This window comes from Stenotrophomonas rhizophila (genome assembly GCF_007667275.1).
Classification (GTDB): Bacteria; Pseudomonadota; Gammaproteobacteria; order Xanthomonadales; family Xanthomonadaceae; genus Stenotrophomonas; species Stenotrophomonas maltophilia_AE.
On sequence record NZ_VDQT01000005.1, the window covers coordinates 171,116 to 197,322 of the forward strand.

Here is a 26,207-nt window from a genome sequence, read left to right on the forward strand (position 1 = left end):
GCGTGCTCCTGTTTCATCCGAAGGTGAAGGCGTAGGCGTGCACGCCGGGATCGAGGAATTCGATTTCGAAGGTGCGTTCGCGCACGTCGCTCGACTGGCGGATCAGCTGGTACAGGCGGTGCCCGCCAACGGTGCCGCTGCCATCGGGGGCGATGTCGCCCCCGGCCGCTGCACCCGGGGCCTGCCCATCCAGGCGCACGCGGAAGCGCACCGGCTTGCCGTCCGCGCCCGGCGCCAACACCAGGTGCAGGTCGCGGGCGTGGAAGCGGAACGCGATGCGTCCACCGGCCTGCTGCAGCTGGGCGTCTTCATCGCCCACGGTCCAGCGTCCGCCCAGTGCCCACTGGTTGAGCTGCAGGCTGGCAGGCACCGCGTAGTCGGCGACCTGGTCGGCGCGCTGCCCGCCGGGGGAGGCGAAGTTTTCCGCACGCGCGTGGCCGAGGTAGGTCTCCGGCGACTTCAGGTTGCGCATGTCGGCCTGGCGCTCCACGCCGTCGCGTGGATTCGCCGCCGCCATCGCCATCGCCTGCGCTTCGTCCGGCAGGGTGGCGCCGTTCTCGCGCAGCAGCTGGCGGATGATCTGTTCGGACTGCGCGTAGTTGCCTTCGCCGAAATGGTGGGCGCGGATCCGGCCCTGGCCGTCGATGAAGTAATGCGCCGGCCAATAGCGGTTGTTGAAGCCGCGCCAGATCGCGAAGTCGTTGTCGATCGCCACCGGGTAGGTGATCTTCAGGTCCTCCACCGCGCCCATCACGTTGCGCAGGTTGCGCTCGAAGGCGAACTCCGGTGCATGCACGCCGATCACCACCAGTCCCTGGTTGCGGTAGCGCTGCTCCCACTCGCGCACGTACGGCAGCGCGCGCAGGCAGTTGATGCAGGAGTAGGTCCAGAAATCCACCAGAACCACCTTGCCGCGCAGGCCCTCGACGCTCAGCGGCGGGCTGTTGAGCCAGCCGGTGGCACCGGCCAGCGAGGGCAGGGTGCCCTCCACCGGCAGTTCGGTCCCCGCCGCGGCGTCGGTGCGCATCATCATCGCCGGGCCGGCCGCCGGCGCCTGGCCGGGCAGGGTGTCCAGCAGCCCCTGCTCGAGCCTTGCGGTGCTGACCGTGGACAGCCGGGTCAGCACGCCGGTGTCCCAGCCCATGCCAATGGCCACCACCGCCAGCAGTGCCGCGACGCCCAGCCCGCGGCGGATCCACTCGCCGGCGCCGAGGCGCTGCTTGAGCGCGGTGAACACGCGGCCGCCGATCCAGATCGCCAGCGCCAGCGAGGTCGCCGCGCCCAGTGCGTAGGCCAGCAGCAGGCCACTGGTGCCCACGCTGGCGCCCTGCAGCGCGGCACCGGTGAGGATCAGGCCCAGGATCGGCCCGGCACACGGCGCCCACAGCAGGCCGGTGGCCGCCCCGATCAGCAGCGAAGTGCCCACGCCGCCGCGGCCGGCCGCGCTGGCGGCATCGGCGGAGGCGCTGAGCCGCGCCCCGACGCGCTGGAACGGCGCCAGCAGATGATCGGCCAGGCGTGGCCACAGCAGTGCCAGCGCGAACAACGCCATCACCACCAGCGCCACCCAGCGCCCGACCTGGTTGGCCTGCGCCACCCATTGGCTGCCCACCGCGGCGAGGCTGGCCACCACCGCGAACATCAGCGCCATGCCCACCAGCAGCGGCAGACCGCTGCGCAGGAACGGGCGGTCCGAGCGGGCGAACACGAACGGCAGCACCGGCAGGATGCACGGGCTGAGGATGGTGAGTACGCCGCCGAGGTAGGCCAGGACAAGCAGAATCATTGAATGTTCCTTATCGGTATTGCCGGGACCTGCCCGGCTGCGTCAAGCATCCAGCCGGGCAGGCCCGGCGCTACGTACGGTTCGGGATCCGCACGCGTGTCTCGTCGTCAGCGGCGATGAAGTTCATCGCCACGCCGTTCATGCAATACCGCAGCCCAGTGGGCCGCGGCCCGTCATCGAACACATGCCCCAGGTGCCCACCGCATCGCCGGCAATGCGCTTCCACCCGCAGCATGCCCAGCGTGGTGTCGCGGTCTTCGGCTACCGCATCGTGCAGCGGCGCCCAGAAGCTCGGCCAGCCGGTGCCGCTGTCGAACTTGGTGGAGGAGGAGAACAGCGCCAGTCCGCAGCCGGCGCAGCTGAAGGTGCCGCGCCGGTGCTCCTTGTTGAGTGGGCTGCTGAACGGTCGCTCGGTGCTCTGCCGGCGCAGCACGGCGTACTGCGCCGGGGTCAGCTGGTCGCGCCACTGCGCATCGGTGCGCATCACTTCGAAGCGGCGCGAGGGCGCCGGCGCGGCCGGTGCGGTGCCACTGCAGGCGGTCAGGCCGAACAGGCCGGCAGCGGCGCCGATGGCGCCCATGCCAAGCAGCTTGCGACGGGTGCAGCGCATGGCCGATCTCCCACTCTGGAAACGATGGGGCCATGCTGCGCCCGGGCCGATCAACGAATCCTCACGCAGGGTTAAATTTTCCGTGACACATTCAGGTCCGGATCCGACCACAATGCGGCTACCTTCCCGCCACTCCCCCGCGTGCCGATGAGCAGTGCAAAACAGGTCCTGATCGTCGAGGACGATGTCCACATCGCCAACCTGCTGCGCATGCACCTGCGCGACGAGGGCTACGAGGTCACCCACGCCGCCACCGGCGACGAGGGCCTGGCCCTGCTCGACGCGCAGCCGTGGAGCGCGCTGGTGCTGGACCTGATGCTGCCGGGGGTGGACGGACTGGAAATCTGCCGGCGCGCGCGCGGCATGGCGCGTTACACGCCGATCATCATCACCAGCGCCCGTGCCAGTGAAGTGCACCGCATCCTTGGCCTGGAACTGGGCGCGGACGATTACCTGGCCAAGCCCTTCTCCATGCTGGAGCTGGTGGCGCGGGTCAAGGCGCTGTTGCGCCGCGTCGAGGCGATGGCACAGAACGCGCGCATCGACGCTGGCGAACTGAACGTGGCCGGGCTGCGCATCGACCCGGTGGCGCGCACCGCGCAGGTGGAGGGCCGCGCGCTGGAGCTGACCCCGCGCGAGTTCGACCTGCTGTACTTCTTCGCCCGGCATCCGGGCCAGGTGTACTCGCGCATGGACCTGCTCAACCAGGTCTGGGGCTACCAGCACGATGGCTACGAGCACACGGTGAACACCCACATCAACCGGCTGCGCAACAAGATCGAACGCGACCCGGCGTCGCCGCAGCGCATCCAGACGGTGTGGGGCCGCGGCTACAAGCTCGTCGATGGCGGCGAAGGCGCGCCGGCATGATCCGCCTGAGTCTGTCGCAACGGTTGTCGGTGGCGTTCTTCGCGCTGCTGCTGGTGTGCTGTGGCGCGCTGATGTGGATCCAGATGCGCAGCACCACCGTGCACGAGCAGGAAACCGTGCAACGGCTGTCGCGCGGGCTGGCCGAACACATCGCGCGCAGTGGCGAGCTGATGGACGGTGGCGGCATGCGCAGCGGCGAGGTGCGCGCGCTGTTCGGCAAGCTGATGGCGGTGAACCCCAGCGTGGAGGTCTACCTGCTGGATGACCAGGGCCGCATCCTCGGCCACGACGCGCCCAACGGCCATCTCAAGCGTGACCGCGTGGACCTGGCGCCGGTGCAGGCGCTGCTGCGCGACGAGCCGCTGCCGATCCTCGGCGACGATCCGCGCAGCGCCAACGGACGCAAGGTGTTCAACGCCGCGCCGTTGTTCGTGCAGGGCCGGCAGGCCGGTTACATCTACGTGGTCCTGGTGGGCGAGCAGCGCGAGGCGCTGGCCGCCAACATCGCCGCCAACGCCACGCTGCGGACCACGCTATGGTCGCTGGCGATCGTGGCGGTGATCGGCCTGCTGGCCGGCGCGGTGGCGTTCCGCTGGGTCACCCGCCCGCTGCGCCAGCTGACCCGCCGCGTGCAGTCCTTCGACGTGGATGCCGCCGCGCCGGCACAGGCGCTGCCGCCCACCCCGCTGCGCGCCGGCGAGCGCGACGAGCTGGCGATCCTGCAGCACAGCTTCGGGCACATGGGCCAGCGCCTGGGCGAGCAGTGGCAGCAGCTGCGCCAGCAGGACCTGCAGCGGCGCGAGCTGGTGGCCAATATCTCGCATGACCTGCGCACGCCGTTGTCGTCGCTGCACGGTTACCTGGAAACACTGGCATTGAAGGACGCCACGCTCAGTCCGGAAGAGCGCCAGCGCTACCTGGCCATCGCGCTGTCGCAGAGCCACAAGGTGGGCAGGCTGGCGCAGGCGCTGTTCGAGCTGGCCCGGCTGGAGCACGGCGGGGTGGTGTTGGACCGCCAGGCGTTCTCGCTGCCGGACCTGGTGCAGGACGTCTTCCAGAAATTCGAACTGGCCGCGCAGGCGCGTCGGCAGACCCTGGCGGCGGAGATTCCTCCGGGCCTGCCGGGCGTCGATGCCGACCTGGCGCTGATCGAGCGGGTGCTGACCAACCTGCTCGACAACGCGATCCGGCATACGCCGGAAGGGGGGCGGATCACGGTCACGCTGCAGGCGGTGCAGGGCGAGGTACAGGTCAGCGTGGCCGACACCGGCCCGGGTATTCCGCCGGCGCGGCGCGAGGACCTGTTCCACACCCCGCCGGCGCTGGGCAGCGACCGCCCGGACAGCGGTGGCTTGGGCCTGCTGATCGTGCACAGGATCCTGCAGCTGCACGGCCGCGAAATCCGGCTGCTGGAAAGCCGCGAAGGCGCGCTGTTCGTCTTCAGCCTCCCAGCCGCCACGGCAGCCCGTCACCCGTAGAGCGTGGCAAGATGCCCCGGACCCTGGAGGTTTCATGCGCGCACTCATCTGCCTGGCCCTGCTGTCCACCGCTGCATCCGCTGCCGCTCAATCCTGCCCTGACACATCCGCACTCGAACCCGCCCGCGCGGTGGTGCGCGACCTGCAGCGGATCACCACCCCGAACGGTATCCAGGAGCAGTACGCCACGCCGATCGGTGGGCTGCGGCAGTGGCTCACGATCCGTGGCGAAGACCGTGCCAATCCGGTGATCCTGTTCGTGCACGGCGGCCCGGCGAGCCCGGTGACGCCGAGCTTGTGGCAGTTCCAGCGGCCGCTGGAGGAATACTTCACCGTGGTCGACTGGGACCAGCGCGGTGCCGGCAAGACCTTTGCGGAAGCGTCGCCGGACGCCATCGCGCCGACGCTGACGATCGAACGCTACGTCGACGATGCGATCGAAGTGGCCGAACACCTGCGCACGCACCTGGGCCAGCGCAAGGTGATCCTGGTGGCGCACAGCTGGGGCACCATCGTGGCGATGCAGGCGGCGCTGAAGCGGCCGGACCTGTTCCATGCCTACGTGGGGATCGGGCAGATCATCAACCAGGTGGAGAACGAGAAGATCAGCTTCGACTACGGGTTGGCACAGGCCAAAGCGCACGGCAACGCCAAGGCCGTCGCCGAACTGGAAGCGATCGCACCGTACCCCGGCAACACCCCGATCACCCGCGAGCGCATCATCACCGCGCGCACCTGGCCGCAGTACTACGGCGGGTTGACCGCGTACCGCGATGACTCGAAGTACTACTTCGGCGCGGCCAAGCTCTCACCGGACTACACGGACGCGGACCGCTGCAACATCGACAAGGGCAGCGTGCTGTCGCTGGGGCCGTTGCTGCCGCAGATGCTGAAGGTGGATTTCAACCCGGTCACGCGCTTCCCGATCCCGGTGGTGATGTTCATGGGGCGCCACGACTACACCACGCCGAACGCACCGACCGAGCGCTGGTTGAACACCGTGCAGGCCCCCTTCAAGCAGGGCGTGTGGTTCGAACATTCCGCGCACATGGTGCCGTGGGAGGAGCCGGGAAAAACCCTGTTGAGCCTGGTGCAGATCGTGCGCCCGCTGGCGCAGTGACGTGGGCAAAAAAAAAGACCCGACAGAGGGAGGGTTCTGTCGGGTCTTGGGCTTGCGTGGGGGGAGGGACCCACGCAAATTCCGTTTGATGCATTGCAGCATACGCCGATTGTGGTGCGTTGCAACAAATATTTGCCGAGATGGCCAGAATTCATTTAAAAGCAAGCGAAATCAATTGGTTAGCAGCCAGTTCATTGCACCTTCGGCAGCCTCCGTGCCCACCAACGGTGGGCACCTACCGGCCGCCAATGGCACGGTCGACCCCCGCGCGGTAGCGCACGACCGTTGGTCGTGCGGCTTCTGCGGTCGTGCGGCTTCTGCCGCCGTGCGGCCTCAACCCCGGTAACGACACCCGGACGTGCAGGTCTCAAGCACCGTCACCTCGCTCAGCGCCGGCAAGCTGGGCTTGAGCTCGTTCCAGATCCAGATCGCCAGGCGTTCGCTGGTCGGGTTCTCCAGGCCGGGGATGTCATTGAGGTAGTGGTGGTCCAGGCGGTCGTAGATCGGCTGGAAGGCCGTTTTGACGTCGCCGAAATCCATGATCCAGCCGCTGTGTTCGCCGGGCTCGCCCTCGACCTTGAGCTCCACCCGGAACGAGTGGCCGTGCAGCCGCGCGCACTTGTGGCCGGGCGGCACGTTGGGCAGGCGGTGGGCCGCTTCGAGGGTAAAGACTTTGAAGATTTCCATGCCCACATTGTAAGGCCTGCCGCCCGATCGATCGTGCCGCGGACGGAATGGTTGCAAACAAAAACATATCCATCCGGATGAAGCGATGTTATCTTTCGTTATATCCGCATGAAGCGATGTTATTGGCCCGTTAACGGCCTGGCATGGATTACTGCGGAACTCGTCGTCCACCACCCCCATTGAGTTCATGCCCAAGCACACCCTTCTCGTGGCGGCCCTTGCCGCCGCTCTGGCCACGCCTTTGCCTGCGTTTGCCCTCGATACCGCCGCGGCCGCCGACGTGGCCAGCCCCGATACCGCCGCCGGCGACAGCAAGACCATTGCCGCCGTACGGGTGACCGGTTCCAACATCAAGCGCACCGACACCGAGACCGCCAACCCGGTGCAGGTGATCGGTCGCCAGGAGATCGAAGCGACCGGCAAGGCCACCGTGGCCGACCTGCTGCGCTCGATCTCGGCCAACACCGGCAACGCCAACAACGAGACCACCAACAATGGCTGGGCCTCGGGCTCGGCCGGCATCGGCCTGCGCGGCCTGTCGCAGAAGAACACCCTGGTGCTGCTCAACGGCCGCCGCCTGGCCAACTACGGCTTCCCGGCCGGTGGCCTGTCCGACACCTTCGTCAACCTCAACGCGCTGCCGATGGTCGCGGTGGAACGCATCGAGGTGCTGAAGGACGGCGCCTCGGCGGTGTACGGCTCGGACGCGGTGGCCGGCGTGGTCAACATCATCACCCGGCAGAACTTCGAGGGCGCCGAGCTGGGCGGCAGCGTCGGCACGGCCGACCAGGGCGGGCTGGACGAGCAGAACCTGAAGTTCATCGGTGGCATCGGCGACCTGGACACCGACGGCTACAACATCCTGGTCAGCCTGGAAGGCTACAACCGCGAGCGCCTGGACCAGGACCAGCGCGACCTCACCAGGTCGGGCATCTACACCGACAAGCCCGGCGGCCGCTGGAACGGCTGGTCGGCCAAGGGCGCCCGCTTCCTGGTCAACGGCACCTCGGTGCCCATGCTGGATGCCAACGGGCAGTGCCCGGACAACACCACGCTGGTGCCCAGCGCGCCGATCGACGGCCTGCCCGGCAACACCTGCGGCTTCAACCTGGCCCCCTACACCACCCTGATTCCGTCGACCAAGCGCTACCAGGCCTACGTCAACGGCACCTTCAAGGTGAACGACAACGTCGAAGCGTTCGGCGAAGTGATCTACAGCGAGATCAAGGGCGTGTCGTGGTTCGGCAGCAGCCCGTTCTTCACCCTGGAAAGCGGCCGCTTCGCGCTCAACGCCGATACCGGCCTGGCCGAACCGGTGTCGTCCAACCTGCCGGCCAGCAGCCCGTTCAACCCGTATGGCCGCGCGATCCCGATCGAGTACACCTTCTTCAACCTCGGCCCGACCATCAAGACCAACCGCTCCACCGCCTACCGTGGCGTGGTCGGCCTGCGTGGCAGCCTGCAGGACTGGGACTGGGAAGTGGGCGCGTTCGGCGCACGCAGCAGCGAGCGCGAAACCGTCTCCGGCGGCTTCGCCAACCGCTTCACCCTGGCCGACGCGTTGGCCACAGGCAGCTACAACCTGCTCGATCCGTCGGCGACTCCGCAGGCGGTGATCGACAGCATCAACCTGAGCACGCTGCGTCCCGCCGAATCGGTGCTGCAGGGCGTGGACGCAAAGATCTCCGGCGGACTGGGCAGCACCTGGGCCGGGCCGATCGGCTTCGCCGCCGGGCTGGAATGGCGCCGCGAGAAGCTGGACTCGGAAAACCCGTGGCAGATCGACGCGGGCCTGCAGATCCGCCCGGCCATCGCCGAAGTGCACGGCGAGCGCAAGGTGACTGCCGCCTACGCCGAAGTGAACGTGCCGCTGGCCGAGCGCCTGGAACTGCAGGCCGCCGCGCGCGCCGACCATTACAGCGATTTCGGCGATGCGTTCTCGCCCAAGCTGAGCCTGCGCTGGCAGCCGTTCGACATCCTGCTGGTGCGCGCTGCGGCCTCGAAGGGGTTCCGCGCGCCGTCGCTGTCGGAGAACTCCAACAGCACCAGCATCGCCTACGGCAGCGTGATCGATCCGCGCGATCCGGACGTGCCCGGCTCGCGCCAGAACCCGACCTTCTTCACGGTCGGCAACAGCAACCTCAAGCCGGAGCGCACCAAGAGCTACAACCTGGGCGTGGTGCTCTCGCCGTGGTCCAACACCAGCCTGAGCGTGGATTACTACCGCATCGAACTGGAGAACCTGGTCGGCACCAACAACACCCAGACCCTGGTCACCAACGACGTGCCGGGCGCGGTGACCCGCGATGAGCGCGGCAAGCTGCTGGCAGTGTTCAACCGCTACCAGAACCTGAGCGAGCTGAAGACCTCCGGCTTCGACGTGGAACTGCGCCAGCGCTTCCCGACCGCAGCGGCGGGCGACTTCTCGCTCTCCACCGCGTTCACCCACGTGCGCGATTACAGCCGTCCCACCGTGGTCGGCGGCCCGTTGGTGGACTACGCCGGCAGCAACCTCGGCGCCACCCTGCCCAAGAACAAGGCCACCACCACGCTGGACTGGAGCTACGCCGATTTCCGCACCGCGCTGACCTGGTACTACACCAGCGGCTACGACCAGAAGGCCAGTGCAGCGGCCACGGCCGTGCAGGACCGGGTGGATTCGTACAGCCAGTTCGATCTGTACCTGGCTTACACCGGGCTGGAGAAGCTGACCCTGTACGCGAAGATCCAGAACCTGGCCGACGAGGAACCGCCGTACGACGCCTCGTTCCCGGGCATCCGCGCGCCGTACGACTTCAGCCAGTACGACCTGCGTGGCCGCTACTTCACCGTCGGCTTCGACTATCGCTTCTGAGAGAGGGGTTGCTGTGTCCTTGTTCCGTGTTTTCCCGCGCCCCATCACCTGGCTGGTGGGCGCGCTGTGGCTGCTGGCCGCACCGGCGTTCGCACAGAGCGCGTATTTCTTCCCGAAGGGCGGCGATTTCGATCCGGCCATTCCCACCCCGCAGCAGTTCCTGGGCTACGAGATCGGCAGCCGCTACACCCGGCACGACCAGCTGGTGGCCTACTTCAATGAGCTGGCCAGACACTCCGACAAGATCAAGGTCGAGCAGATCGGCACCAGCTACGAAGGCCGCCCGCTGATCATCGCCACGGTCACCGCGGCGCAGAACCAGCAGCAGCTGGACACCCTGCGCCGCCAGCACGTGACCCTGGCCGATCCGGCGCAGCCGCTGTCGGCGGCGGGCAACAGCCCGGTGGTGGTGTGGCTGGGCTACAGCGTGCATGGCAATGAAACCTCCAGCGGCGAAGCCGCGCTGCTCACTGCCTACTACCTGGTGGCCAACCGCAGCGCCGAAACCGCGCAGTGGCTGCAGCAGGCGGTGGTGCTGTTCGACCCGGCGCAGAACCCGGACGGGCGCGACCGTGCCGCCAGCTGGCACAACGCCTATGCGTCCTCGCCGGCCTCGGCCGACCCAGCCGACAAGGAACACGTGGAGCCGTTCCCGCAGGGGCGTACCAACCACTACTTCACCGACCTCAACCGCGACTGGCTGGCGCTGACCCAGCAGGACACGCGGCCGAAGATCGCGTACTTCCACCAGTGGTATCCGAATGTCCAGATCGACTTCCACGAGATGGGCAAGGACAGCACCTACTACTTCGAACCGTCACCGGCCAGCATGCACAGCCCGCTGCTGCCGGCTTCGTCGTACGACTTCAACAAGACCCTGGCCAAATACCACGCGCAGTCGCTGGATGCGCTGGGCTCGCTCTACTACACCGGGGAAAACTTCGATAACTTCTCGCCCGTGTACGGCTCTACCTATCCGGATTTCCACGGCGCAGTCGGCGTTACGGTGGAGCAGGCCAGTTCGCGCGGGCGCGTGCAGGAATCGGTGAACGGCCTGCTGACCTTCCCGTTCACCATCCGCAACCAGGTCGCCACCGGCCTGGGCACCGTGCGCGGTGCGGTGACCGAGCGCGACGGGTTGCTGAAGCTGCAGAAGGAATTCTTCCAGTCCGCGCTGAAGCAGGCCAACCAGCAGCCGGTGAAGGCCTTCGTGTTCGGCGATGCCAAGGACCCGGGCCTGACCCGGCGCCTGCTCGACCTGCTGCTGCAGCACCAGATCACCGTGCAGGCGTTGACCGCGGCGGTCACCGTGGACGGCCAGCGTTTCGAGCCGGGCAGCGCCTACGTGGTGCCGACCGCGCAGCCGCAGTTCCGCCTGGTGCATTCGATCTTCGCCGACACGCCGCCGATCAAGGGCGACGTGTTCTACGGCAGCACCTCGTATGCGATCGCCCCGGCGTACGGGCTGGCCTTTGCCGGTAGCCGCAGCCGCGTGGCCGGCGGTGAGCGGATCAGCAGCCTGCCGACCGCACAGGGCGGCGTGGTGGGCGGCCAGGCCGGCTATGCCTACGTGTTCGACTGGCGCGACTACAACGCCAGCCGCGCGCTGTACGCACTGCAGGCCAAGGGCATCCTGGCACGCGCCGCGTTCCAGCCGTTCACTGCGGGAACCGGTAGCGGTGAGCAGGCGTTCGCGCGCGGCAGCGTGGTGATCCCGGTCGCCGGGCAGACCCTCGACGGGGAAGCGCTGCGCGTCGCCGTGGACGAGGTCGCGCGCGCCAGTGGCGTGGTCGTGCACGCGCTGGCCAGTGGCCAGAGCCGCGGCGGCATCGACCTCGGCAGCGACAGCGTCAAGTCCCTGCGCAAGCCGGCGGTGGCACTTGTGATGGGCGAGGGCGTCAGCGCCACCGAGATCGGCTCGGCGTGGTTCGTGCTGGACCAGCAGGTGCAGTTGCCGGCCAGCAAGCTGGACCCGGCGCAGCTGGGCAAGGTCAATCTGGACCGGTACACCACCATCGTGCTGTCCGGCGGTACCTACAGCGGCGTGGATGCCGCAGCGGTGGCCGCGCTCAAGCGCTGGATCAATGCCGGTGGCTCGCTGGTGACCTATGGCAGCGCCGCGAAGTGGGCGATCGAACAGAAGCTCAGCGACGAAGTGCTGGGCGCGGAAGAGAAGGAACCGGATGGCGCGCGCCGTGCGTTCGGCGACCAGCGCGACATCGCCGCGATCGAGCGGGTCAGCGGCAACATCCTCAGCGCCGATGTCGATACCAGCCACCCGCTGGGCTTCGGCCTGCCGCGCAACCAGCTGGCGGTAAACAAGGAAAACGGGATCAGCTTCAAGCCGAGCCGCAATGCGTTTTCCACCGTGGTCCGGATCGACGACAGTCCGCGGGTGAACGGCTACCTGTCCGAGAACAACCGCAGCCGCGTGGCCGGCGCCGCCTGGCTGCTGGTGTCGCCACAGGGGCAGGGCAACGTGGTGCTGTTCGCCGACGACCCGGCGCACCGCAAGTACTGGCACGGTACCGAGCGGATCCTGTTGAACGCGGTGTTCTTCGGCAACCTGCTCAACCCGACCAAGCCGAGGGGTTGAGGTCGCGGCGCAATGAAAAAGGGCGACGCAATGCGTCGCCCTTTTTCATGTTTCCCGGTAGCGCCGGCCGTTGGCCGGCCCAGGCGATATCGGGGCCGGCCAACGGCCGGCGCTACCGTGTATCGCAACCGGTCAATCAGCTGGCGCGCGCGCCGCCGCCGCCCTGGCCGCGACCGCCACCGCCACGGCGCTGGCCGGTCGGCGCACCGCCGCGCGGGGCACCGTTGCCGGCGCCACGGCCTGCACCACGACCGGCACCGTCACGCTGGCCACCGGTCTTGGCACCGGCATGGGCGTGGCGCGGCGCATCGCCATGCGGACGACGCGCATGCGCGCCGCGGCGCGGTGCGCGATCGCCACCCGGCACTTCGGCCTTGCCCGGCGCGCTGTTGCCCCAGCGGATCGGGGTCTGCGGCTCGAAGCCCGGCACGTCGCGGATGTCCATGTCCTTGTCGAGCAGGCGCACGATCTGGCGCAGCAGCTTGGCCTCGTCCTGGGCCACCAGCGAAATCGCCTGGCCGGTCGAGCCATTGCGGCCGGTACGGCCGATACGGTGCACGTAATCTTCCGGCACCATCGGCAGGTCGTAGTTGATGACCTTCGGCAGCTCGTTGATGTCGATGCCGCGCGCGGCGATGTCGGTGGCCACCAGCACGGTCACGCGGCCGGCCTTGAAGTCGCCCAGCGCACGCAGGCGCTGGCCCTGGCTCTTGTTGCCGTGGATCGCCGCGGTCTTGATGCCGGACTTCTCCAGGAACGTGGCCAGCTTGTCGCAGCCGTGCTTGGTACGGCCGAACACCAGGGTCTGCTCGCGGCTGTCCTGCGACAGCAGGTGCAGCAGCAGCTCACGCTTGCGCGCGCCGTCAACCGGGTGCACGCAGTGCTTGATGGACTCGGCCACGGTGTTCTTCGGGGTGACCTGGATCTGCGCCGGATCGCGCATGAACTCCAGTGCCAGCTGCTTGATGCTCTCTTCGAAGGTCGCCGAGAACAGCAGGGTCTGGCGGTTCTGGCGCGGCAGCTTGGCCAGGATCTTCTTGATCGACGGCAGGAAGCCCATGTCGAGCATGCGGTCGGCTTCGTCCAGCACCAGGATCTCGATGCCGGACAGGTCGACGCTGCGACGTTCCAGGTGGTCGATCAGGCGGCCCGGGCAGGCCACCAGCAGGTCCACGCCACGGCGCAGCACGTCGAACTGGTTGCCCATGCCGACGCCGCCGTAGATGCAGGCGCTGGGGATGCGCAGGTACTTGCTGTAGCCGCGCAGGCTGTCATGCACCTGGGTGGCCAGTTCGCGGGTCGGGGCCAGCACCAGCGCGCGCGGTTTGCGCGGGCCGTTCACGGCCTGCGGGTTGGTGCCCAGGTGCTGCAGCAGCGGCAGGCCGAACGCGGCGGTCTTGCCGGTACCGGTCTGCGCACCGGCCAGCAGGTCGCGGCCTTCCAGGGCCAGCGGGATCGCCTGCTCCTGGATCGGGGTCGGGGAATCGTAGCCCTGCTCGGACAACGCGCGCAGCAGGAACGGGGCCAGGCCCAGGTTTTCAAAAGACATCGGGTGGAAACTCCAAAGACAAAGTAACGCCAGGCCGACTGGCCGGACGCGAGGCAGATCGAAGAGATCGGCTTGACTCGGAGCGTTCCCGTGAACCGCGCTGCGAGAATTGGGTGCAGCCGGCGCGGTGCGCAGACTGGAATGCATGACGAATGGCGTCGGAGTGGGGGCGGGCGAGGGACGGAAATCCCGATCGCCGGCGATCCCGAAGGGAAACGGACGGCCGCTGCAGACCCCGGCATTGTAGCTGAACTGCGACAGCCATAACAAATGCCCCGTTCAGGTTGGAAGCCGGATTTGATCCGAAGGCGGGCGGGAGGGGAATGGAAACGCGGGGAGGAACGTCGTGTAGGCGGTGGAGGCGGAAGCGGCGGAGGTGGCGGAGGTGGCCGGCGGTAGGGTCGGTCCCCAGACGACCGCCGATACGCATTGGCACCTCGGTAACGCATGGACCCCGAGCGAAAACGCCGTTTCCACCGAAGGACGATGCGTCTCCCCTCCCGATCACCGTTATCGGCAGTCGTCTGTCGACCGACCCTACCTGCCCATCGCCCCATCGCCCCATCGCCGCATCGGCCCATCGGCCCATCGGCCCATCGGCCGATGGCCACCGCCCACTGGCCACTGGCCACCGCCCACTGGCCCCGCGCGATCACGCCGGATGGTTTATCGTCTTTTGACGCACCGCGCCTTGGCACGCGCGCGCATTTGGTTACACTCGAAACCTATTTTCTGCGATCCCGGATACCCCACCCATGAAGCTTGGTTCTTTGAAGGAAGGCGGCCGCGACGGCACCCTGATCGTGGTTTCGCGCGACCTGCGCCGTGGCGTGCGCGCTACCGGGATCGCGGCCACGCTGCAGCAGGCGCTGGAAGGCTGGAGCCAGCTTGCGCCGCGCCTGAACGCGCTCTCGGAGTCGCTCAACGACGGCAGTGCCGACGGCGTGTTCGACCTGGACCTGCAGGCGCTGGCCGCGCCGCTGCCGCGTGCCTATGAGTTCGTCGACGGCAGCGCCTACCTGCCGCACGTTGAACGCGTGCGCCGCGCACGCGGTGCCGAGGTGCCGGAAAGCTTCTATACCGACCCGCTGATGTACCAGGCCACCAGCGCCGGCTTCTACGGCCCGCGCGACCCGGTCAAGGTGGTCAGCGAGGAGCATGGGATCGACCTGGAAGCCGAGCTGGTGGTGATCACCGATGACGTGCCGATGGCGGTCACCCCGGAACAGGCCGCCGCCCACATCCAGCTGATCGGCCTGGTCAACGACGTCTCGCTGCGCAACCTGATTCCCGGTGAGCTGGCCAAGGGCTTCGGCTTCCTGCAGTCCAAGCCGCGCTCGGCGCTGTCGCCGGTGTTCGTGACCCCCGACGAGCTGGGCGACGCCTGGCAGGACAGCAAGGTCCACCTGCCGCTGGTGACCCACGTCAACGGCGCCTGGTTCGGTGCGCCCGAAGCTGGCGTGGACATGCAGTTCAACTTCGCCCAGCTGGTCGCGCATGCGGCCAGGACCCGGCCGCTGGGTGCCGGCGCCATCGTCGGTTCGGGCACCATCGCCAACGAAGACACCAGCAAGGGCGCGTCCTGCTTCGCCGAACAGCGCACCGTGGAAACCCTGCGCGACGGCAAGCCGAGCACGCCGTTCATGTCCTTCGGCGACGTGGTCCGCATCGAAATGTTCGACGCCGCCGGTGAGAGCATCTTCGGCGCGATCGAGCAGCGCATCGAACAGGCGGCACGGCCCTGAACACCTCGGCCGACCGCATCGAGCTGTTCAGTTACTGGCGCTCCAGCGCCGCCTACCGCGTGCGCATCGGCCTCAACCTGAAGGGGCTGGAGCATCAGGTCACCCCGGTGCACCTGGTCCGCGACGGCGGCCAGCAGCACAGCGAAGGCTATGCGGCGCTCAATCCGCAGGAGCTGGTGCCCACCCTGCTGCACGGTGAGCGGGTGCTGCACCAGTCGATGGCGATCCTGGAATACCTCGACGAGGTGTTCCTGGAGCCGCCGCTGCTGCCCGACGACGCGCCGGGCCGGGCCCGGGTGCGCGCGCTGGCGCAGCTGGTGGCGTGCGACATCCACCCGCTCAACAACCTGCGGGTGATGCAGTTCTTCGCCGACACCTGGAACGTACCGCAGCCCGAGCGCGAGGACTGGACCCGGCATTGGATGCGGGTCGGGTTCGATGCGATGGAGCGCATGCTGGTGGAATCGGTGGACACCGGGCGCTTCTGCCACGGCGACACCCCGACCCTGGCCGACTGCTGCCTGGTGCCGCAGTTGTTCAACGCGCGGCGATTCCAGGTGGACCTGGCGGCGTACCCGACCCTGGTCCGGATCGAAGAAGAATGCCTGGCCCTGGAGGCGTTTGACGCGGCCCGCCCGGAGAACCAGGTGGATTGCGCCGGGTGACGGGCGGCTTGGGCGCCGTTGACCGCGCTGCGCGCGGTTTCCGGCCAACGGCCGGGGCTACGAACCGTTACGAGCCCATTGGGATCCGGATCAATCAACCGAAGGCTTCGGATACCGGTAGCGCCGGCCGTTGGCCGGCCCAGGCGGTTCCAAACCGCTGGGCGCCCGTCGCCGGGCGCCGATTCCATCAGAACCCGTGGGTGATCGCCGCCGGCGCGCCCTGCTGCGAATAATCCGCGTACGGATCATGTTCGGCACCGCCTTCGGACAGGCGGAACTTCAGTGCCAGGCCGTCGCGCGAATCGGCGGCACGCAGCGCTTCTTCCTGCTCGATGATGCCGTTCTTGGCCATCCGGAACAGGCACTGGTCGAAGCTCTCCATGCCTTCTTCCAGCGAGGCCTCCATCGCCGCCTTGATCTCGTGCACCTGGCCGCGGCGCAGCAGGTCGCGGATCATCGGCGTGTTGATCAGCACTTCGGTGGCCGGCAGGCGGCGCCCGTCCTGGCCCTTGACCAGGCGCTGGGAAATCACCGCGCGCAGGTTCAGCGAGAGGTTCATCAGCACGTTGCGGTGCGCGCTCTCGGGGAAGAAGTTGAGGATGCGCTCGATGGTCTGGTCGGCGTTGTTGGAGTGCAGGGTGGCCAGGCACAGGTGCCCGGTTTCGGCGAACGCAATGGCCGCCTCCATCGTTTCCGCATCCAGGATTTCGCCGATCAGGATCACGTCCGGCGCTTCACGCATCGCGTTCTTCAGCGCGTTGTGGAAGGCATGGGTATCCAGCCCCACCTCGCGCTGGTTCACGATCGACATCTTGTGCTTGTGCAGGTACTCGATCGGGTCCTCGATGGTGAGGATGTGCCCGGTCGTGGTGCTGTTGCGGTGGTCGATCATCGAGGCCAGCGAGGTCGACTTGCCCGAACCGGTCGAGCCGACCACCAGCACCAGCCCGCGCGGGGTCATGATGACGTCCTTCAGGACCTGGGGCAGGTTGAGCTCTTCGATGCTCGGGATCTTGCTGCGGATCGCACGGATGACCATGCCGACCTCGCCGCGCTGCTTGAACACGTTGACGCGGAAACGCCCGGCGTCGGGCAGGGCGATGGCCATGTTGAGCTCCAGGTCGCGCTCGAACTGCGGCACCTGGCCCTCGTCCATCAGCGAATAGGCGATCTTTTTGACCATGCCGGGCGGCAGCCCGGTATTGCCCAGCGGGTACAGCTTGCCCTCGATCTTGATGTACACCGGGGCTCCGGTGGTCAAGAACATGTCCGAAGCGTTCTTTTCGGTCATCAGCTTCAGGAAATAGCCGATATCCATGCGAAATGTTTCCCCAACAATCGGCGACATGCCATTGCAAGCACGCCGCAGGCTTCCGACAATGGCCGCGCACCTTCTTCAGGCGAACGGCACCCCCAATGAATCCTAGCTTCGCACAAATGCGGCGTACCCCGTATGTAGTTTTGACCAGTTGCGTGATGGCGTGCGCATTCGCACTGGCCGGGCCGGCCCTGGCCCAGGACGGCGCGCTCGAGCTCATGCAGGCCCGCCAGGCCGTGGACAAAGCCACCCAGGCCGACGCCGACCAGTACGCCCCGGACCTGATCGCCATTGCGCGCCAAGGCCTGGAACAGGCCCAGCGCGCCGCCGGCGACCGCCGCGAACGCAAGAACGCCCCAGCCCTGGCCGTGCGCGCCACCGCCGACGCCGACCTGGCCCGCGCCCGCAGCGAAGAAGCCACCGCCACCGCCCAGCTGCAGCTGCGCCGCAACGAGGTGACCCAGCTCGAACGCCAGTTGTCTGACGGGGAGGGCCGCCGATGAAGACCGCCCTGCGACTGACCCCGCTGCTGCTGGCCGTCGGCCTGGCCCTGTCCGCACCGGCCTTCGCCGCCGAAGACCCGGCCGTGGCCCAGCTGACCCAGCGCCTGATGGCGATCCAGGCCAACCCGGATGCCTCCGAACTGGCCGCCTATGAGCGCCTGCAGGCCCAGCAGGCCATCGCCAACCTGGCCAATGCCAAGCGCCGCGACCTCGACCAGGCCCGCTACCTGGCCGATCGCCGGGTCGAGATCGCCGAAACCAGCGTCCGCGCCGCGCTGGCCAAGCGTGAACTGAGCCAGCTGGAGCGCACCCGCAGCGACCTGCTGATCGAAGCCAGCCGCCGCGACGCCCAGCGCGCCCGCCAGGAAAGCGAGCGTCTGCGCGTGCAGGCCCAGATCCAGGCCGAAGAGTCCGAGCGCCTGCGCCTGGCCGCCGAAACCGAAGCCCTGGCCCGCCAGGACGCCGAAACCGCCCTGACCAGCGTGGCCGGCAAGCAGACCGCCCGCCTCAGCGCGGCCCAGCAGAACGCGGCCAAGCTGGCCCGCGAGGAAGCCGAACTGGTCTCGGGCAACAAGCTGCCGGGGTCGAAGTTCGACAGCCGCGGCGAGGTATTCACCTTCCCGGGCGACGCGTTCGCCAGCGGCAAGGGTGCGCTCTCTGGCGGGGCCAAGGGCCAGGCCAAGGCCCTGGCCGAGTATCTGAACATCGGCAAGAAGGGCCGGGTGCGGATCGAGGCCTATGACGCCGCCGCCGGGGTAGGGCAGCAGCGCGCCGAAGCCCTGCGCGACGCGCTGGTGGGCGCCGGCGTCAGCGCCAGCCGCCTGCAGGTCAGCGGCAAGAAGGCCGCAGCCACCAAGGCGCGGTCGGCCGAGGTCATCATCGCGCCCTGATGGCGGGGGGCATGACCAACGGTCATGACCCACGCCGAACCGTGACGCAACCCAATGATTTTGTTTAAATTTTGTTGGACTGCGCGTTCAGGCTGAACCCCGACTGCGCACCGTCCACGATTTCAGATGAAACCCTTGAACCCACCCTTTGGCAGGCGTAGGGTCGATTGTCCGGGTGGCCTTCCGCGACCCGGACGATTGGAGGGCCGGGCCGATGAACCGAGGGCACGAACCAGCGCAGTCTGCAGTCCGGAATGTCCGGGCTCGGCGCATGGGTCCGCCTGCGGTTGCGGTTGATGCCGGTGCTCCACCCGAAGAGTCGCCCCGTGCCGTTCCGGCCGGGGCGTTCTTGTTTGTGCTGCAGACGCTATAGGAGGTCCATCATGTTTGAAGGTCAGCCCCAGAGTGAAATCGACGCCCGTCGCCAGCGGGACCCGGAATTCAAGGCGCTTTACGAACGGCACCAGAAGTTGAACAAGAAGTGTATGGATGCCGAGCTGGGCGTACTTCCGATAGACAGTTCCACCCTGGGTCAGATGAAGCGTGAGAAGCTGCTTGCCAAGCAACGACTGCTCCGGCTGTTCGAGTCTTCCTCCCCTGCACATTGACGTTCCCGGCGCCGACCCACGGTCGGCGCCGACCGGCGACCGGCCGAGCGATGGCCGGCGCCGGACACCCACCGCCGCGGGCGGTGTCCGTCTCCTCGTCGACGGGCGCCGTCCGCGTCGCTTTTAAGGGATGTTGCCGCGGGACACGCATGGCGTGTCTCTACCATCTGTCGGATAATCGGGGGTCCGGCCGCATTGCGGCGCGAATCGATGTGACCCGATGGCAATCCACTCCTCCGTACTCGACCTCATTGGCAAGACCCCGATCGTCAAGGCCCAGCGCCTGGATACCGGCGTCTGCGAGCTGTTCCTGAAGCTCGAAAGCGCCAATCCGGGCGGCTCGATCAAGGACCGCATCGGCCTGTCGATGATCGAGGCCGCCGAACAGCGCGGCGATCTCAAGCCGGGCGCGACGCTGGTGGAAGGCACCGCCGGCAATACCGGCCTCGGCCTGGCCCTGGTTGCCCAGCAGAAGGGCTACAAGCTCATCCTGGTCGTGCCGGACAAGATGAGCCGCGAGAAGATCTTCAACCTGAAGGCGATGGGCGCCGAAGTGCGCCTGACCCGGTCGGACGTGGCCAAGGGCCACCCCGAGTACTACCAGGACATGGCCAAGCGCGTGGCCGAGGAAACCCCCGGCGCGTACTTCATCAACCAGTTCGGCAACCCGGACAACCCGGCCGCGCACGAATTCGGCACCGGCCCGGAAATCCTGGAACAGATGGACGGCGACCTGGACGCCATCGTGTTCGGCTGCGGCAGCTCCGGCACCATGACCGGCCTGTCGCGCGCCTTCGCCACCCTGTCGCCGAAGACCGAGCTGGTCCTGGCCGACCCGGTCGGCTCGATCCTGGCCGAATACATCAATGACGGCGTGCTCAACGACAAGTCGGGCAGCTGGCTGGTGGAGGGCATCGGCGAGGACTTCCTGCCGTCCATTGCCGATTTCAGCCGGGTCACCAAGGCCTACGCGATCACCGACGCCGAAAGTTTCCACACCGCCCGCGAGCTGCTGGGCAAGGAAGGCGTGCTCGGCGGGTCCTCCACCGGCACCCTGCTGGCGGCCGCGCTGAAGTACTGCAGGGAGCAGACCACCCCGAAGAAGGTGCTGGTGCTGGTCTGCGACACCGGTAACAAGTACCTCTCCAAGATGTACAACGACTACTGGATGCTGGACAACGGCTTCCTGGAGCGCCCGCAGACCGGCGACCTGCGCGACCTCATCCTGCGCCCGTACGGCCAGCGCGACACCGTGGTGATCGGCCCGAACGACCTGCTGACCACCGCCTACCAGCGCATGAAGCTGTATGACGTGTCCCAGCTGCCGGTGATGGACGGCGACCAGCTGGTCGGCATCGTCGACGAGAGCGACGTGCTGCTGCATGTGTACGGCGACGAAGCCCGCTTCCGCGATCCGGTGTCCACCGCCATGGTCAGCAAGCTCGACCGGCTGGACGTGAAGTCGCCGATCGAGGCCCTGCTGCCGGTGTTCGACCGGGGCCAGGTGGCCATCATCATGGATGGCGGCAGCTTCTTGGGCCTGATCACCCGGATCGACCTGCTGAACTACCTGCGCCGCCGGGTGCAATGACGGCCTATTGGCCGACGTTCAGCCGCGAAGCTCCGTTTATCCGCGTCAAAGCCTGATTAAGCATGCGCTGATAGACTTCCGCTCCATTTAAAGGGCCCCCGCTGGGGGCTCTCACTCGCTGGGAACCTCCATGTCCAACCCCGCATCCCCCGGGCACTCCGACCGTCCGCTTGCTCTGGCCACCCTGGCCATCCACGGCGGGCAGTCGCCCGACCCGAGCACCGGCGCGGTGATGCCGCCGATCTACGCCACCTCCACCTACGCCCAGTCCAGCCCGGGCGAGCACCAGGGCTTCGAGTACTCGCGCACCCACAACCCGACCCGCTTCGCCTATGAGCGCTGCGTGGCCTCGTTGGAGGGTGGCAGCCGCGGCTACGCCTTCGCTTCGGGCATGGCGGCCACCTCCACGGTGATGGAACTGCTGGATGCCGGCAGCCACGTGGTGGCGATGGACGACATCTATGGCGGCACGTTCCGCCTGTTCGAGCGCGTGCGCAAGCGCACCGCCGGCCTGCAGTTCGGCTTCGTCGACCTGACCGACCTGGCCGCCTTCGAAGCGGCGATCACCCCGCAGACGAAGATGGTCTGGATCGAAACCCCGACCAACCCGATGCTGAAGATCGTGGACATCGCCGCGGTGGCCGCCATCGCCAAGCGCCACGGATTGATCGTGGTGGTGGACAACACCTTCGCCTCGCCGATGCTGCAGCGCCCGCTGGAGCTGGGCGCGGACCTGGTCCTGCACTCGGCCACCAAATATCTCAATGGTCATTCGGACATGGTCGGCGGCATGGTGGTGGTCGGCGACAACGCCGAGCTCGCCGAGCAGATGGCGTTCCTGCAGAACTCCATCGGCGGCGTGCAGGGCCCGTTCGACAGCTTCCTCGCCCTGCGTGGCCTGAAGACCCTGCCGCTGCGCATGAAGGCCCACTGCGCCAACGCGCTGGCCCTGGCCCAGTGGCTGGAAAAGCACCCGGCCATCGAGAAGGTGATCTACCCGGGCCTGACCTCGCACCCGCAGCACGAAATGGCCACGCGCCAGATGAACGGCTACGGCGGCATCGTCTCGATCGTGCTCAAGGGTGGGTTCGAGGCGGCGAAGCGCTTCTGCGAGAAGACCGAGCTGTTCACCCTGGCCGAATCGCTGGGAGGCGTGGAAAGCCTGGTGAATCATCCAGCGGTGATGACCCATGCCTCCATCCCGGTGGAGCGGCGTGAGCAGCTGGGCATCAGCGAAGCGCTGGTGAGGCTGAGCGTGGGCGTGGAGGATCTGGGGGATCTGCAGGTGGATCTGGAGCAGGCGCTTGGGGCCAGCATCGTATGATCGGTCGCCGCATCGAATTGATGCTGAGCCTCACCGGCCGCGACATCAAGAAGAAGTACAAGGATTCGCTGCTCGGCGCGATGTGGGGCGTGCTCGTGCCCCTCATCATGCTGGCCATCTATACCATCATCTTTTCAACGATCTTCAGTGCCAAGTGGAAAGGCATCGAGACGCACACCAAGGTCGACTACGCGGTCCTGCTGTTCATTGGGTTGATCGTCTACAACTTCTTCGCCGAGTCACTGACGCGAGCGCCCAGCGCCGTACTCAGCAACCCGAACCTGGTCAAGAAGGTGGTATTTCCACTGGAAGTACTGCCGCCGGTGGTGGTGCTGTCTTCGCTCTACAACGCGGGCGTGGCAACCATCGCATTGGTGGCCTTCCTTATCTTCAGTAGTTTCGGGCTTCATTGGCAGATCGTGCTGTTGCCCATCCTGGTCCTGCCGATGCTGGCCTTGACCATGGGTGTTACCTATCTGTTCGCATCCCTCGGTGTGTTCTTCCGCGACGTGGACCAGATCGCTGGCCTGCTGGCGCGTGTGTTGCAGTACCTCACTCCGGTGCTGTACCCGTCGATCATCTTCCCGGAGTACATCGGGAAATGGATGCGCCTGAGCCCGTTGGCGGTGTACGTCGAGCAGATGCGCGCGCTGATCGTGACCGGCACGCTGCCGGACTGGGGTTTGTACAGTTGGGCAGTGGCGTGGTCGTTGGCCATCTTCTTCTTTGGCTACTGGTGGTTCCAGCGGACCCGGAGGGCTTTCGCAGATGTCGTCTGAAGATCTGGTTATCGATATCGAGAATGTCAGCAAGGTCTTCAACATCTTCGACAAGCCGTCCGACCGGCTGCTGCAGATGTTGCTGCCTCGACTGGGGCGCATGCTGCCGGGAAGCGGCGAGTGGTCGTCGCGGCAACGTGGGCGCGAATTCTGGGCGCTGCGCGACGTCAGCTTGAAAGTGAAGCGGGGCGACGCGGTAGGCATCATTGGCCGGAATGGCTCGGGCAAGTCCACGCTGCTGCAGATCATCGCCGGCACGTTGGCGCCCACTATCGGCAGGGCGCAGGTCAACGGGCGAATCGCTGCGTTGCTGGAACTGGGCAGTGGTTTCAACCCGGATTTCACGGGTCGCGAGAACGTCGTGCTCAACGGCATGATCCTGGGGCTCACCGAGCGCGAAGTGATGCAGCGATTCGACGCGATCGCGGCATTCGCCGACATCGGTGATTTCATCGACCAGCCGGTGCGGACCTATTCCAGCGGCATGATGCTGCGACTGGCATTTGCCGTCCAGACGCAGGTGGAGCCGGATATCCTGATCGTGGATGAGGCGTTGGCGGTTGGCGATGCGCTTTTCCAGAAGCGTTGCTTCCAGCAGATGGAAGCGCTTCGCGCCAACGGCTGCACCCTGCTGCTTGTTTCGCACGACCAGGAATCGATTCGCACCCTCACCGATCACGCCATCCTGCTGCGCGACGGCACCGTGCGCGCGGCGGGCCCATCGTCCGATGTGGTGCTGGAGTATCGCAAACACCTGCATGAGGACGAGCGCGAGTATTACGCCTCTGTCAGTGCGCAGCATCTCCAGTACGCGCAGAAGATCGTGGACGCGCAGGCGGCGGCCGAGGTGGTGGTTGAAGAGCCGGTGCATGAGGGCTCGCCGGTGCTGGGCGTGCGTAGCGACAAGTTGTCGTTCGGGGACTACGACTGCGTGGTGGAGCGGGTGCGCGTCTTTGACGGTGAAGGCAAGGAGTGCGCCTACTTCCTGCCGCGGGAGCGGGTTGTGATCGAGGTTACCGCCCGGCCGGTCCGTGACATGGACAAACTCAATGTCAATGTGCGACTCCGTAACAAGGAAGGCGTCAAGCTCTACTCATGGGGGACGTTGAACCAGGACATCCAGACCTGGGCAGAGGGCGGCAAGGATCAGTCTGGCATCTGGGGAACGACATTCCCTGCAGATGAGCCGTTCGTGGTCCGGTTCGAGTTCGAATGTTCCCTTGGCATGAATTTCTACGAGGTCCAGGTCTCCGTTTCCGAGGAGCTGGAGCGGTTTGGCGGTGCCCAGCGCATGTTGCATTGGCGCGATGAAGCTGCCTTCTTCCAGGTCGGCATGCGGCAGAAGGAATATACCTTTGGTGGCGTCAGCGATCTGCGCATGCGCGCGGAAATCGCGGACGCCCAATAAATCAGGAAGGTCCCGCAATGAACATGATCCCAAGCCCTGCCCTGTCGGCCCAGACCCCCGCGGTTGTACGCATCGCCGTGCAGCGGCTTTTGGCATGGTTGCCGATGGGCCCGATCGCCGTCCTGGGTGATGATGCGCCCGGGCTGGTCCGCGGATTGCGCCAGGCCGGGGTTGTCGTGCAGAAGGTGGCCGATCCGGGTTCGGCCTCGGCGGGCATCATCGTTGTGGAGCACGCGGGATCAATCACGCCTGAAAGCGGCCTGCGTCCCTTGCTTGAGGGCATCGCGGGTCCGGTGTGCCTGGTCGTGGTCGGTGATGCGGCGGATTCGGTCGGACGTGCGGGCTGGGAGGCAGCGGCGATCAGGTCGGAGTGGCGCAAGCATCCGCTGAACGAGCGGGTCGCTCCGTACGGCGAGCTCGACCGTGTCACGGGTTTGCTGCTGATTGCATTCGAGCGGGTTCCCGCCTCGGCCATCGCGAAGTACCCGCTGAAGGCGCTGGAGGAAGAACGGGATCTGCACACCGACATGACGCGTGAACCCGGGCGCCGGTCGGATGCGCACATGACCCGTTACGCGCAGGCCGCGCAGTTCATCCGTCCCGGTGACCGCGTCATCGATGTCGCGTGCGGACTCGGATATGGCTCTTACCAGTTGGCCAACAACAGCACTGCGGCTTCCTTCACCGGCCTGGATGCCAGTGACTATGCAGTGGACTATGCAAACGCCAATTTCGCCGGGGTGTCACCTACGCCGATGACCTTCGTCGTGGGTGATGCCCAGAATCTCTCGGGCATGGCGGATGGCTCGGCGGATTTCGCTGTTTCAGTGGAGACGCTGGAGCATCTGCCTGAGCCTGATCGCTTGCTGGCAGAGCTGCATCGCGTGCTGACCCCGCACGGTCGGGTGTATGCCAGCGTGCCGAACGACTGGTCTGATGAAACCGGCGAAGATCCGAACCCATTCCACTTCCACGTGTATGACTGGCCGCGCCTGGTGGCCCAGTTCCAGCGGAATGGCTTCGTGATCGAACGGGCCTGGCTGCAGGACGCGGGTGGCGGGCAGAAGCGGCACCTGTCGGCGCGCTCCATGCTGGAGATCGACCCGCTCGTTGGCCCGCCGAGTGACGGTGAATGGCTGCTGGTCCTCGCGCGCAAGGCCGAGGGCCACGTTGGCGCAGAGGACGATGCCTGGCAGAGAGCACGCGCACTGCTCGCCGACGGCTCTGGCGCAGAAGCCGTTGAAGCACTCGTCGGCGAGTTTGAATCAGCTGGCGCCTTGCGCCGCGCGCGCGCGCGCGCCTTCGCAGCGATCGTCGCTGCGGCGGAGGGCGACGTCGGTACGGCAAACGCCCATTGGACCTCGGTTCAAGCCGACTCCCGGAGCGCGCTTTCTTCGTCGGAGGACGAGGCTGACGCTGCTGCACTGCTGTGCCTGGCGCTGGATCAGCTCCAGCACGCTCACGACACCCTGCCGGGTGCGTTCCAGCGCACGTTCCAGGCCCGTGCCGATGTCGTAAGGGAGCTGCTCGGGCTCGAGCGCTCGAATCCGTCCGAGAATGACGATCGCGCCGTTGCCTCCGGCCCTCTGGACGGCGCGGAACATATCCACCTGGGATCACGCGATGTCCGACAGTTGATGGATGCGAAAGATTGGCTGGATTCGCAGTATCACCTGCACACGCAGCGCATTGTGGAACTGGAACGGTACAACGCCGAGCTCGAGCAGGCCCGGCACTGGCTTGACGGCCAGTACCATGCCCTGACCGCCGAGATAGAGCGGCTCAACAGGATGCACGCCCCGGCCGTCGATGCCGGGGAGTGACGC

The 26,207-nt window shown here is 66.9% G+C and carries 20 protein-coding genes; 15 read left to right on the plus strand and 5 right to left on the minus strand.

The features are described 5' to 3' along the window. Positions 1–13: 13 nt before the first annotated feature. Together FSZ13_RS16020 and msrB are read right to left on the minus strand one after the other, a co-directional pair. Positions 14–1,786: a cytochrome c biogenesis protein DipZ gene (locus FSZ13_RS16020; protein ID WP_145481421.1), complete on the minus strand. Its 1,773-nt coding sequence runs from the start codon at positions 1,784–1,786 to the stop codon at positions 14–16. 70 nt (positions 1,787–1,856) lie between these two features. Beyond that, on the minus strand, positions 1,857–2,396 hold the full coding sequence (gene msrB, locus FSZ13_RS16025; protein WP_145481422.1) for a peptide-methionine (R)-S-oxide reductase MsrB: 540 nt from the start codon (positions 2,394–2,396) through the stop codon (positions 1,857–1,859). A 147-nt stretch (positions 2,397–2,543) separates the two neighbouring features. Between msrB and FSZ13_RS16030 the strand changes: the two genes are divergently transcribed. The 3 genes from FSZ13_RS16030 to FSZ13_RS16040 are packed head-to-tail and all read left to right on the plus strand — an operon-like array spanning position 2,544 to position 5,864. Continuing rightward, positions 2,544–3,266: a response regulator transcription factor gene (locus FSZ13_RS16030; protein ID WP_145481423.1), complete on the plus strand. Its 723-nt coding sequence runs from the start codon at positions 2,544–2,546 to the stop codon at positions 3,264–3,266. Further along, positions 3,263–4,744 (plus strand): sensor histidine kinase, encoded by a 1,482-nt coding sequence (locus tag FSZ13_RS16035; RefSeq protein ID WP_145481424.1) that lies wholly within the window; start codon positions 3,263–3,265, stop codon positions 4,742–4,744. The genes FSZ13_RS16030 and FSZ13_RS16035 overlap by 4 nt, the downstream gene beginning before the upstream one ends. A 34-nt stretch (positions 4,745–4,778) precedes the next feature. Continuing rightward, a complete protein-coding gene (locus FSZ13_RS16040; protein ID WP_145481425.1) occupies positions 4,779–5,864 on the plus strand; it encodes an alpha/beta fold hydrolase in 1,086 nt (361 codons plus the stop codon). Positions 5,865–6,197: 333 nt separating this feature from the next. On the opposite strand, the gene queD is transcribed toward FSZ13_RS16040, so the two are convergent. Beyond that, positions 6,198–6,551, minus strand: coding sequence for a 6-carboxytetrahydropterin synthase QueD (gene queD / locus FSZ13_RS16045; protein ID WP_145481426.1), 354 nt, complete (start codon positions 6,549–6,551; stop codon positions 6,198–6,200). A 187-nt stretch (positions 6,552–6,738) separates the two neighbouring features. On the opposite strand from queD, the gene FSZ13_RS16050 reads away from it, so the two are divergent. Further along, positions 6,739–9,405 (plus strand): TonB-dependent receptor, encoded by a 2,667-nt coding sequence (locus FSZ13_RS16050; protein WP_145481427.1) that lies wholly within the window; start codon positions 6,739–6,741, stop codon positions 9,403–9,405. Between the two features lie 43 nt (positions 9,406–9,448). Next, on the plus strand, positions 9,449–12,001 hold the full coding sequence (locus FSZ13_RS16055) for a M14 family zinc carboxypeptidase (RefSeq protein ID WP_429000028.1): 2,553 nt from the start codon (positions 9,449–9,451) through the stop codon (positions 11,999–12,001). A 136-nt stretch (positions 12,002–12,137) separates the two neighbouring features. Here FSZ13_RS16055 and FSZ13_RS16060 read toward each other — a convergent pair whose 3' ends face one another. Continuing rightward, the gene (locus FSZ13_RS16060) at positions 12,138–13,550 is read right to left on the minus strand and encodes a DEAD/DEAH box helicase (RefSeq protein WP_145481428.1); all 1,413 of its coding nucleotides are present in this window, start codon (positions 13,548–13,550) and stop codon (positions 12,138–12,140) included. 755 nt (positions 13,551–14,305) lie between these two features. Between FSZ13_RS16060 and FSZ13_RS16070 the strand changes: the two genes are divergently transcribed. Both FSZ13_RS16070 and maiA read left to right on the plus strand, forming a co-directional pair. Continuing rightward, a complete protein-coding gene (locus FSZ13_RS16070) occupies positions 14,306–15,295 on the plus strand; it encodes a fumarylacetoacetate hydrolase family protein (RefSeq protein WP_145481430.1) in 990 nt (329 codons plus the stop codon). After that, on the plus strand, positions 15,292–15,960 hold the full coding sequence (gene maiA, locus FSZ13_RS16075; protein ID WP_260844229.1) for a maleylacetoacetate isomerase: 669 nt from the start codon (positions 15,292–15,294) through the stop codon (positions 15,958–15,960). Before FSZ13_RS16070 ends, maiA begins: the two co-directional genes overlap by 4 nt. Before the next feature lie 187 nt (positions 15,961–16,147). On the opposite strand, the gene FSZ13_RS16080 is transcribed toward maiA, so the two are convergent. Further along, complete coding sequence (locus FSZ13_RS16080; RefSeq protein WP_145481432.1) at positions 16,148–17,278, minus strand: PilT/PilU family type 4a pilus ATPase; 1,131 nt, start codon at positions 17,276–17,278, stop codon at positions 16,148–16,150. Positions 17,279–17,376: 98 nt separating this feature from the next. Between FSZ13_RS16080 and FSZ13_RS16085 the strand changes: the two genes are divergently transcribed. The 8 genes from FSZ13_RS16085 (at position 17,377) to FSZ13_RS16120 (ending at position 26,204) form a co-directional block, all read left to right on the plus strand. Next, positions 17,377–17,781 (plus strand): DUF4398 domain-containing protein, encoded by a 405-nt coding sequence (locus FSZ13_RS16085; RefSeq protein ID WP_145481433.1) that lies wholly within the window; start codon positions 17,377–17,379, stop codon positions 17,779–17,781. Then, positions 17,778–18,671, plus strand: a complete 894-nt coding sequence (locus tag FSZ13_RS16090; RefSeq protein ID WP_145481434.1) for a hypothetical protein — start codon at positions 17,778–17,780, stop codon at positions 18,669–18,671. The genes FSZ13_RS16085 and FSZ13_RS16090 overlap by 4 nt, the downstream gene beginning before the upstream one ends. A gap of 383 nt (positions 18,672–19,054) precedes the next feature. Continuing rightward, a complete protein-coding gene (locus tag FSZ13_RS16095) occupies positions 19,055–19,279 on the plus strand; it encodes a YdcH family protein (RefSeq protein WP_093532890.1) in 225 nt (74 codons plus the stop codon). A gap of 220 nt (positions 19,280–19,499) precedes the next feature. Then, positions 19,500–20,870: a pyridoxal-phosphate dependent enzyme gene (locus FSZ13_RS16100; RefSeq protein ID WP_145481435.1), complete on the plus strand. Its 1,371-nt coding sequence runs from the start codon at positions 19,500–19,502 to the stop codon at positions 20,868–20,870. A 130-nt stretch (positions 20,871–21,000) separates the two neighbouring features. Beyond that, the gene (locus tag FSZ13_RS16105; protein WP_145481436.1) at positions 21,001–22,194 is read left to right on the plus strand and encodes a cystathionine gamma-synthase; all 1,194 of its coding nucleotides are present in this window, start codon (positions 21,001–21,003) and stop codon (positions 22,192–22,194) included. 20 nt (positions 22,195–22,214) lie between these two features. Continuing rightward, on the plus strand, positions 22,215–22,973 hold the full coding sequence (locus tag FSZ13_RS16110; protein WP_186308968.1) for an ABC transporter permease: 759 nt from the start codon (positions 22,215–22,217) through the stop codon (positions 22,971–22,973). Beyond that, complete coding sequence (locus tag FSZ13_RS16115) at positions 22,963–24,381, plus strand: ABC transporter ATP-binding protein (RefSeq protein WP_145481438.1); 1,419 nt, start codon at positions 22,963–22,965, stop codon at positions 24,379–24,381. Before FSZ13_RS16110 ends, FSZ13_RS16115 begins: the two co-directional genes overlap by 11 nt. 17 nt (positions 24,382–24,398) lie before the next feature. Then, positions 24,399–26,204 (plus strand): class I SAM-dependent methyltransferase, encoded by a 1,806-nt coding sequence (locus tag FSZ13_RS16120; RefSeq protein WP_145481439.1) that lies wholly within the window; start codon positions 24,399–24,401, stop codon positions 26,202–26,204. The last annotated feature ends 3 nt before the right edge of the window (positions 26,205–26,207 follow it).

Bases quoted from the DNA above. Each gene is read 5' to 3' on its own strand.
- FSZ13_RS16020 (WP_145481421.1), bottom strand. From the start codon at position 1,786: ATGATTCTGCTTGTCCTGGCCTACCTCGGCGGCGTACTCACCATCCTC.
- msrB (WP_145481422.1), bottom strand. From the start codon at position 2,396: ATGCGCTGCACCCGTCGCAAGCTGCTTGGCATGGGCGCCATCGGCGCC.
- FSZ13_RS16030 (WP_145481423.1), top strand. From the start codon at position 2,544: ATGAGCAGTGCAAAACAGGTCCTGATCGTCGAGGACGATGTCCACATC.
- FSZ13_RS16035 (WP_145481424.1), top strand. From the start codon at position 3,263: ATGATCCGCCTGAGTCTGTCGCAACGGTTGTCGGTGGCGTTCTTCGCG.
- FSZ13_RS16040 (WP_145481425.1), top strand. From the start codon at position 4,779: ATGCGCGCACTCATCTGCCTGGCCCTGCTGTCCACCGCTGCATCCGCT.
- queD (WP_145481426.1), bottom strand. From the start codon at position 6,551: ATGGAAATCTTCAAAGTCTTTACCCTCGAAGCGGCCCACCGCCTGCCC.
- FSZ13_RS16050 (WP_145481427.1), top strand. From the start codon at position 6,739: ATGCCCAAGCACACCCTTCTCGTGGCGGCCCTTGCCGCCGCTCTGGCC.
- FSZ13_RS16060 (WP_145481428.1), bottom strand. From the start codon at position 13,550: ATGTCTTTTGAAAACCTGGGCCTGGCCCCGTTCCTGCTGCGCGCGTTG.
- FSZ13_RS16070 (WP_145481430.1), top strand. From the start codon at position 14,306: ATGAAGCTTGGTTCTTTGAAGGAAGGCGGCCGCGACGGCACCCTGATC.
- FSZ13_RS16080 (WP_145481432.1), bottom strand. From the start codon at position 17,278: ATGGATATCGGCTATTTCCTGAAGCTGATGACCGAAAAGAACGCTTCG.
- FSZ13_RS16085 (WP_145481433.1), top strand. From the start codon at position 17,377: ATGAATCCTAGCTTCGCACAAATGCGGCGTACCCCGTATGTAGTTTTG.
- FSZ13_RS16090 (WP_145481434.1), top strand. From the start codon at position 17,778: ATGAAGACCGCCCTGCGACTGACCCCGCTGCTGCTGGCCGTCGGCCTG.
- FSZ13_RS16095 (WP_093532890.1), top strand. From the start codon at position 19,055: ATGTTTGAAGGTCAGCCCCAGAGTGAAATCGACGCCCGTCGCCAGCGG.
- FSZ13_RS16100 (WP_145481435.1), top strand. From the start codon at position 19,500: ATGGCAATCCACTCCTCCGTACTCGACCTCATTGGCAAGACCCCGATC.
- FSZ13_RS16105 (WP_145481436.1), top strand. From the start codon at position 21,001: ATGTCCAACCCCGCATCCCCCGGGCACTCCGACCGTCCGCTTGCTCTG.
- FSZ13_RS16110 (WP_186308968.1), top strand. From the start codon at position 22,215: ATGCTGAGCCTCACCGGCCGCGACATCAAGAAGAAGTACAAGGATTCG.
- FSZ13_RS16115 (WP_145481438.1), top strand. From the start codon at position 22,963: ATGTCGTCTGAAGATCTGGTTATCGATATCGAGAATGTCAGCAAGGTC.
- FSZ13_RS16120 (WP_145481439.1), top strand. From the start codon at position 24,399: ATGAACATGATCCCAAGCCCTGCCCTGTCGGCCCAGACCCCCGCGGTT.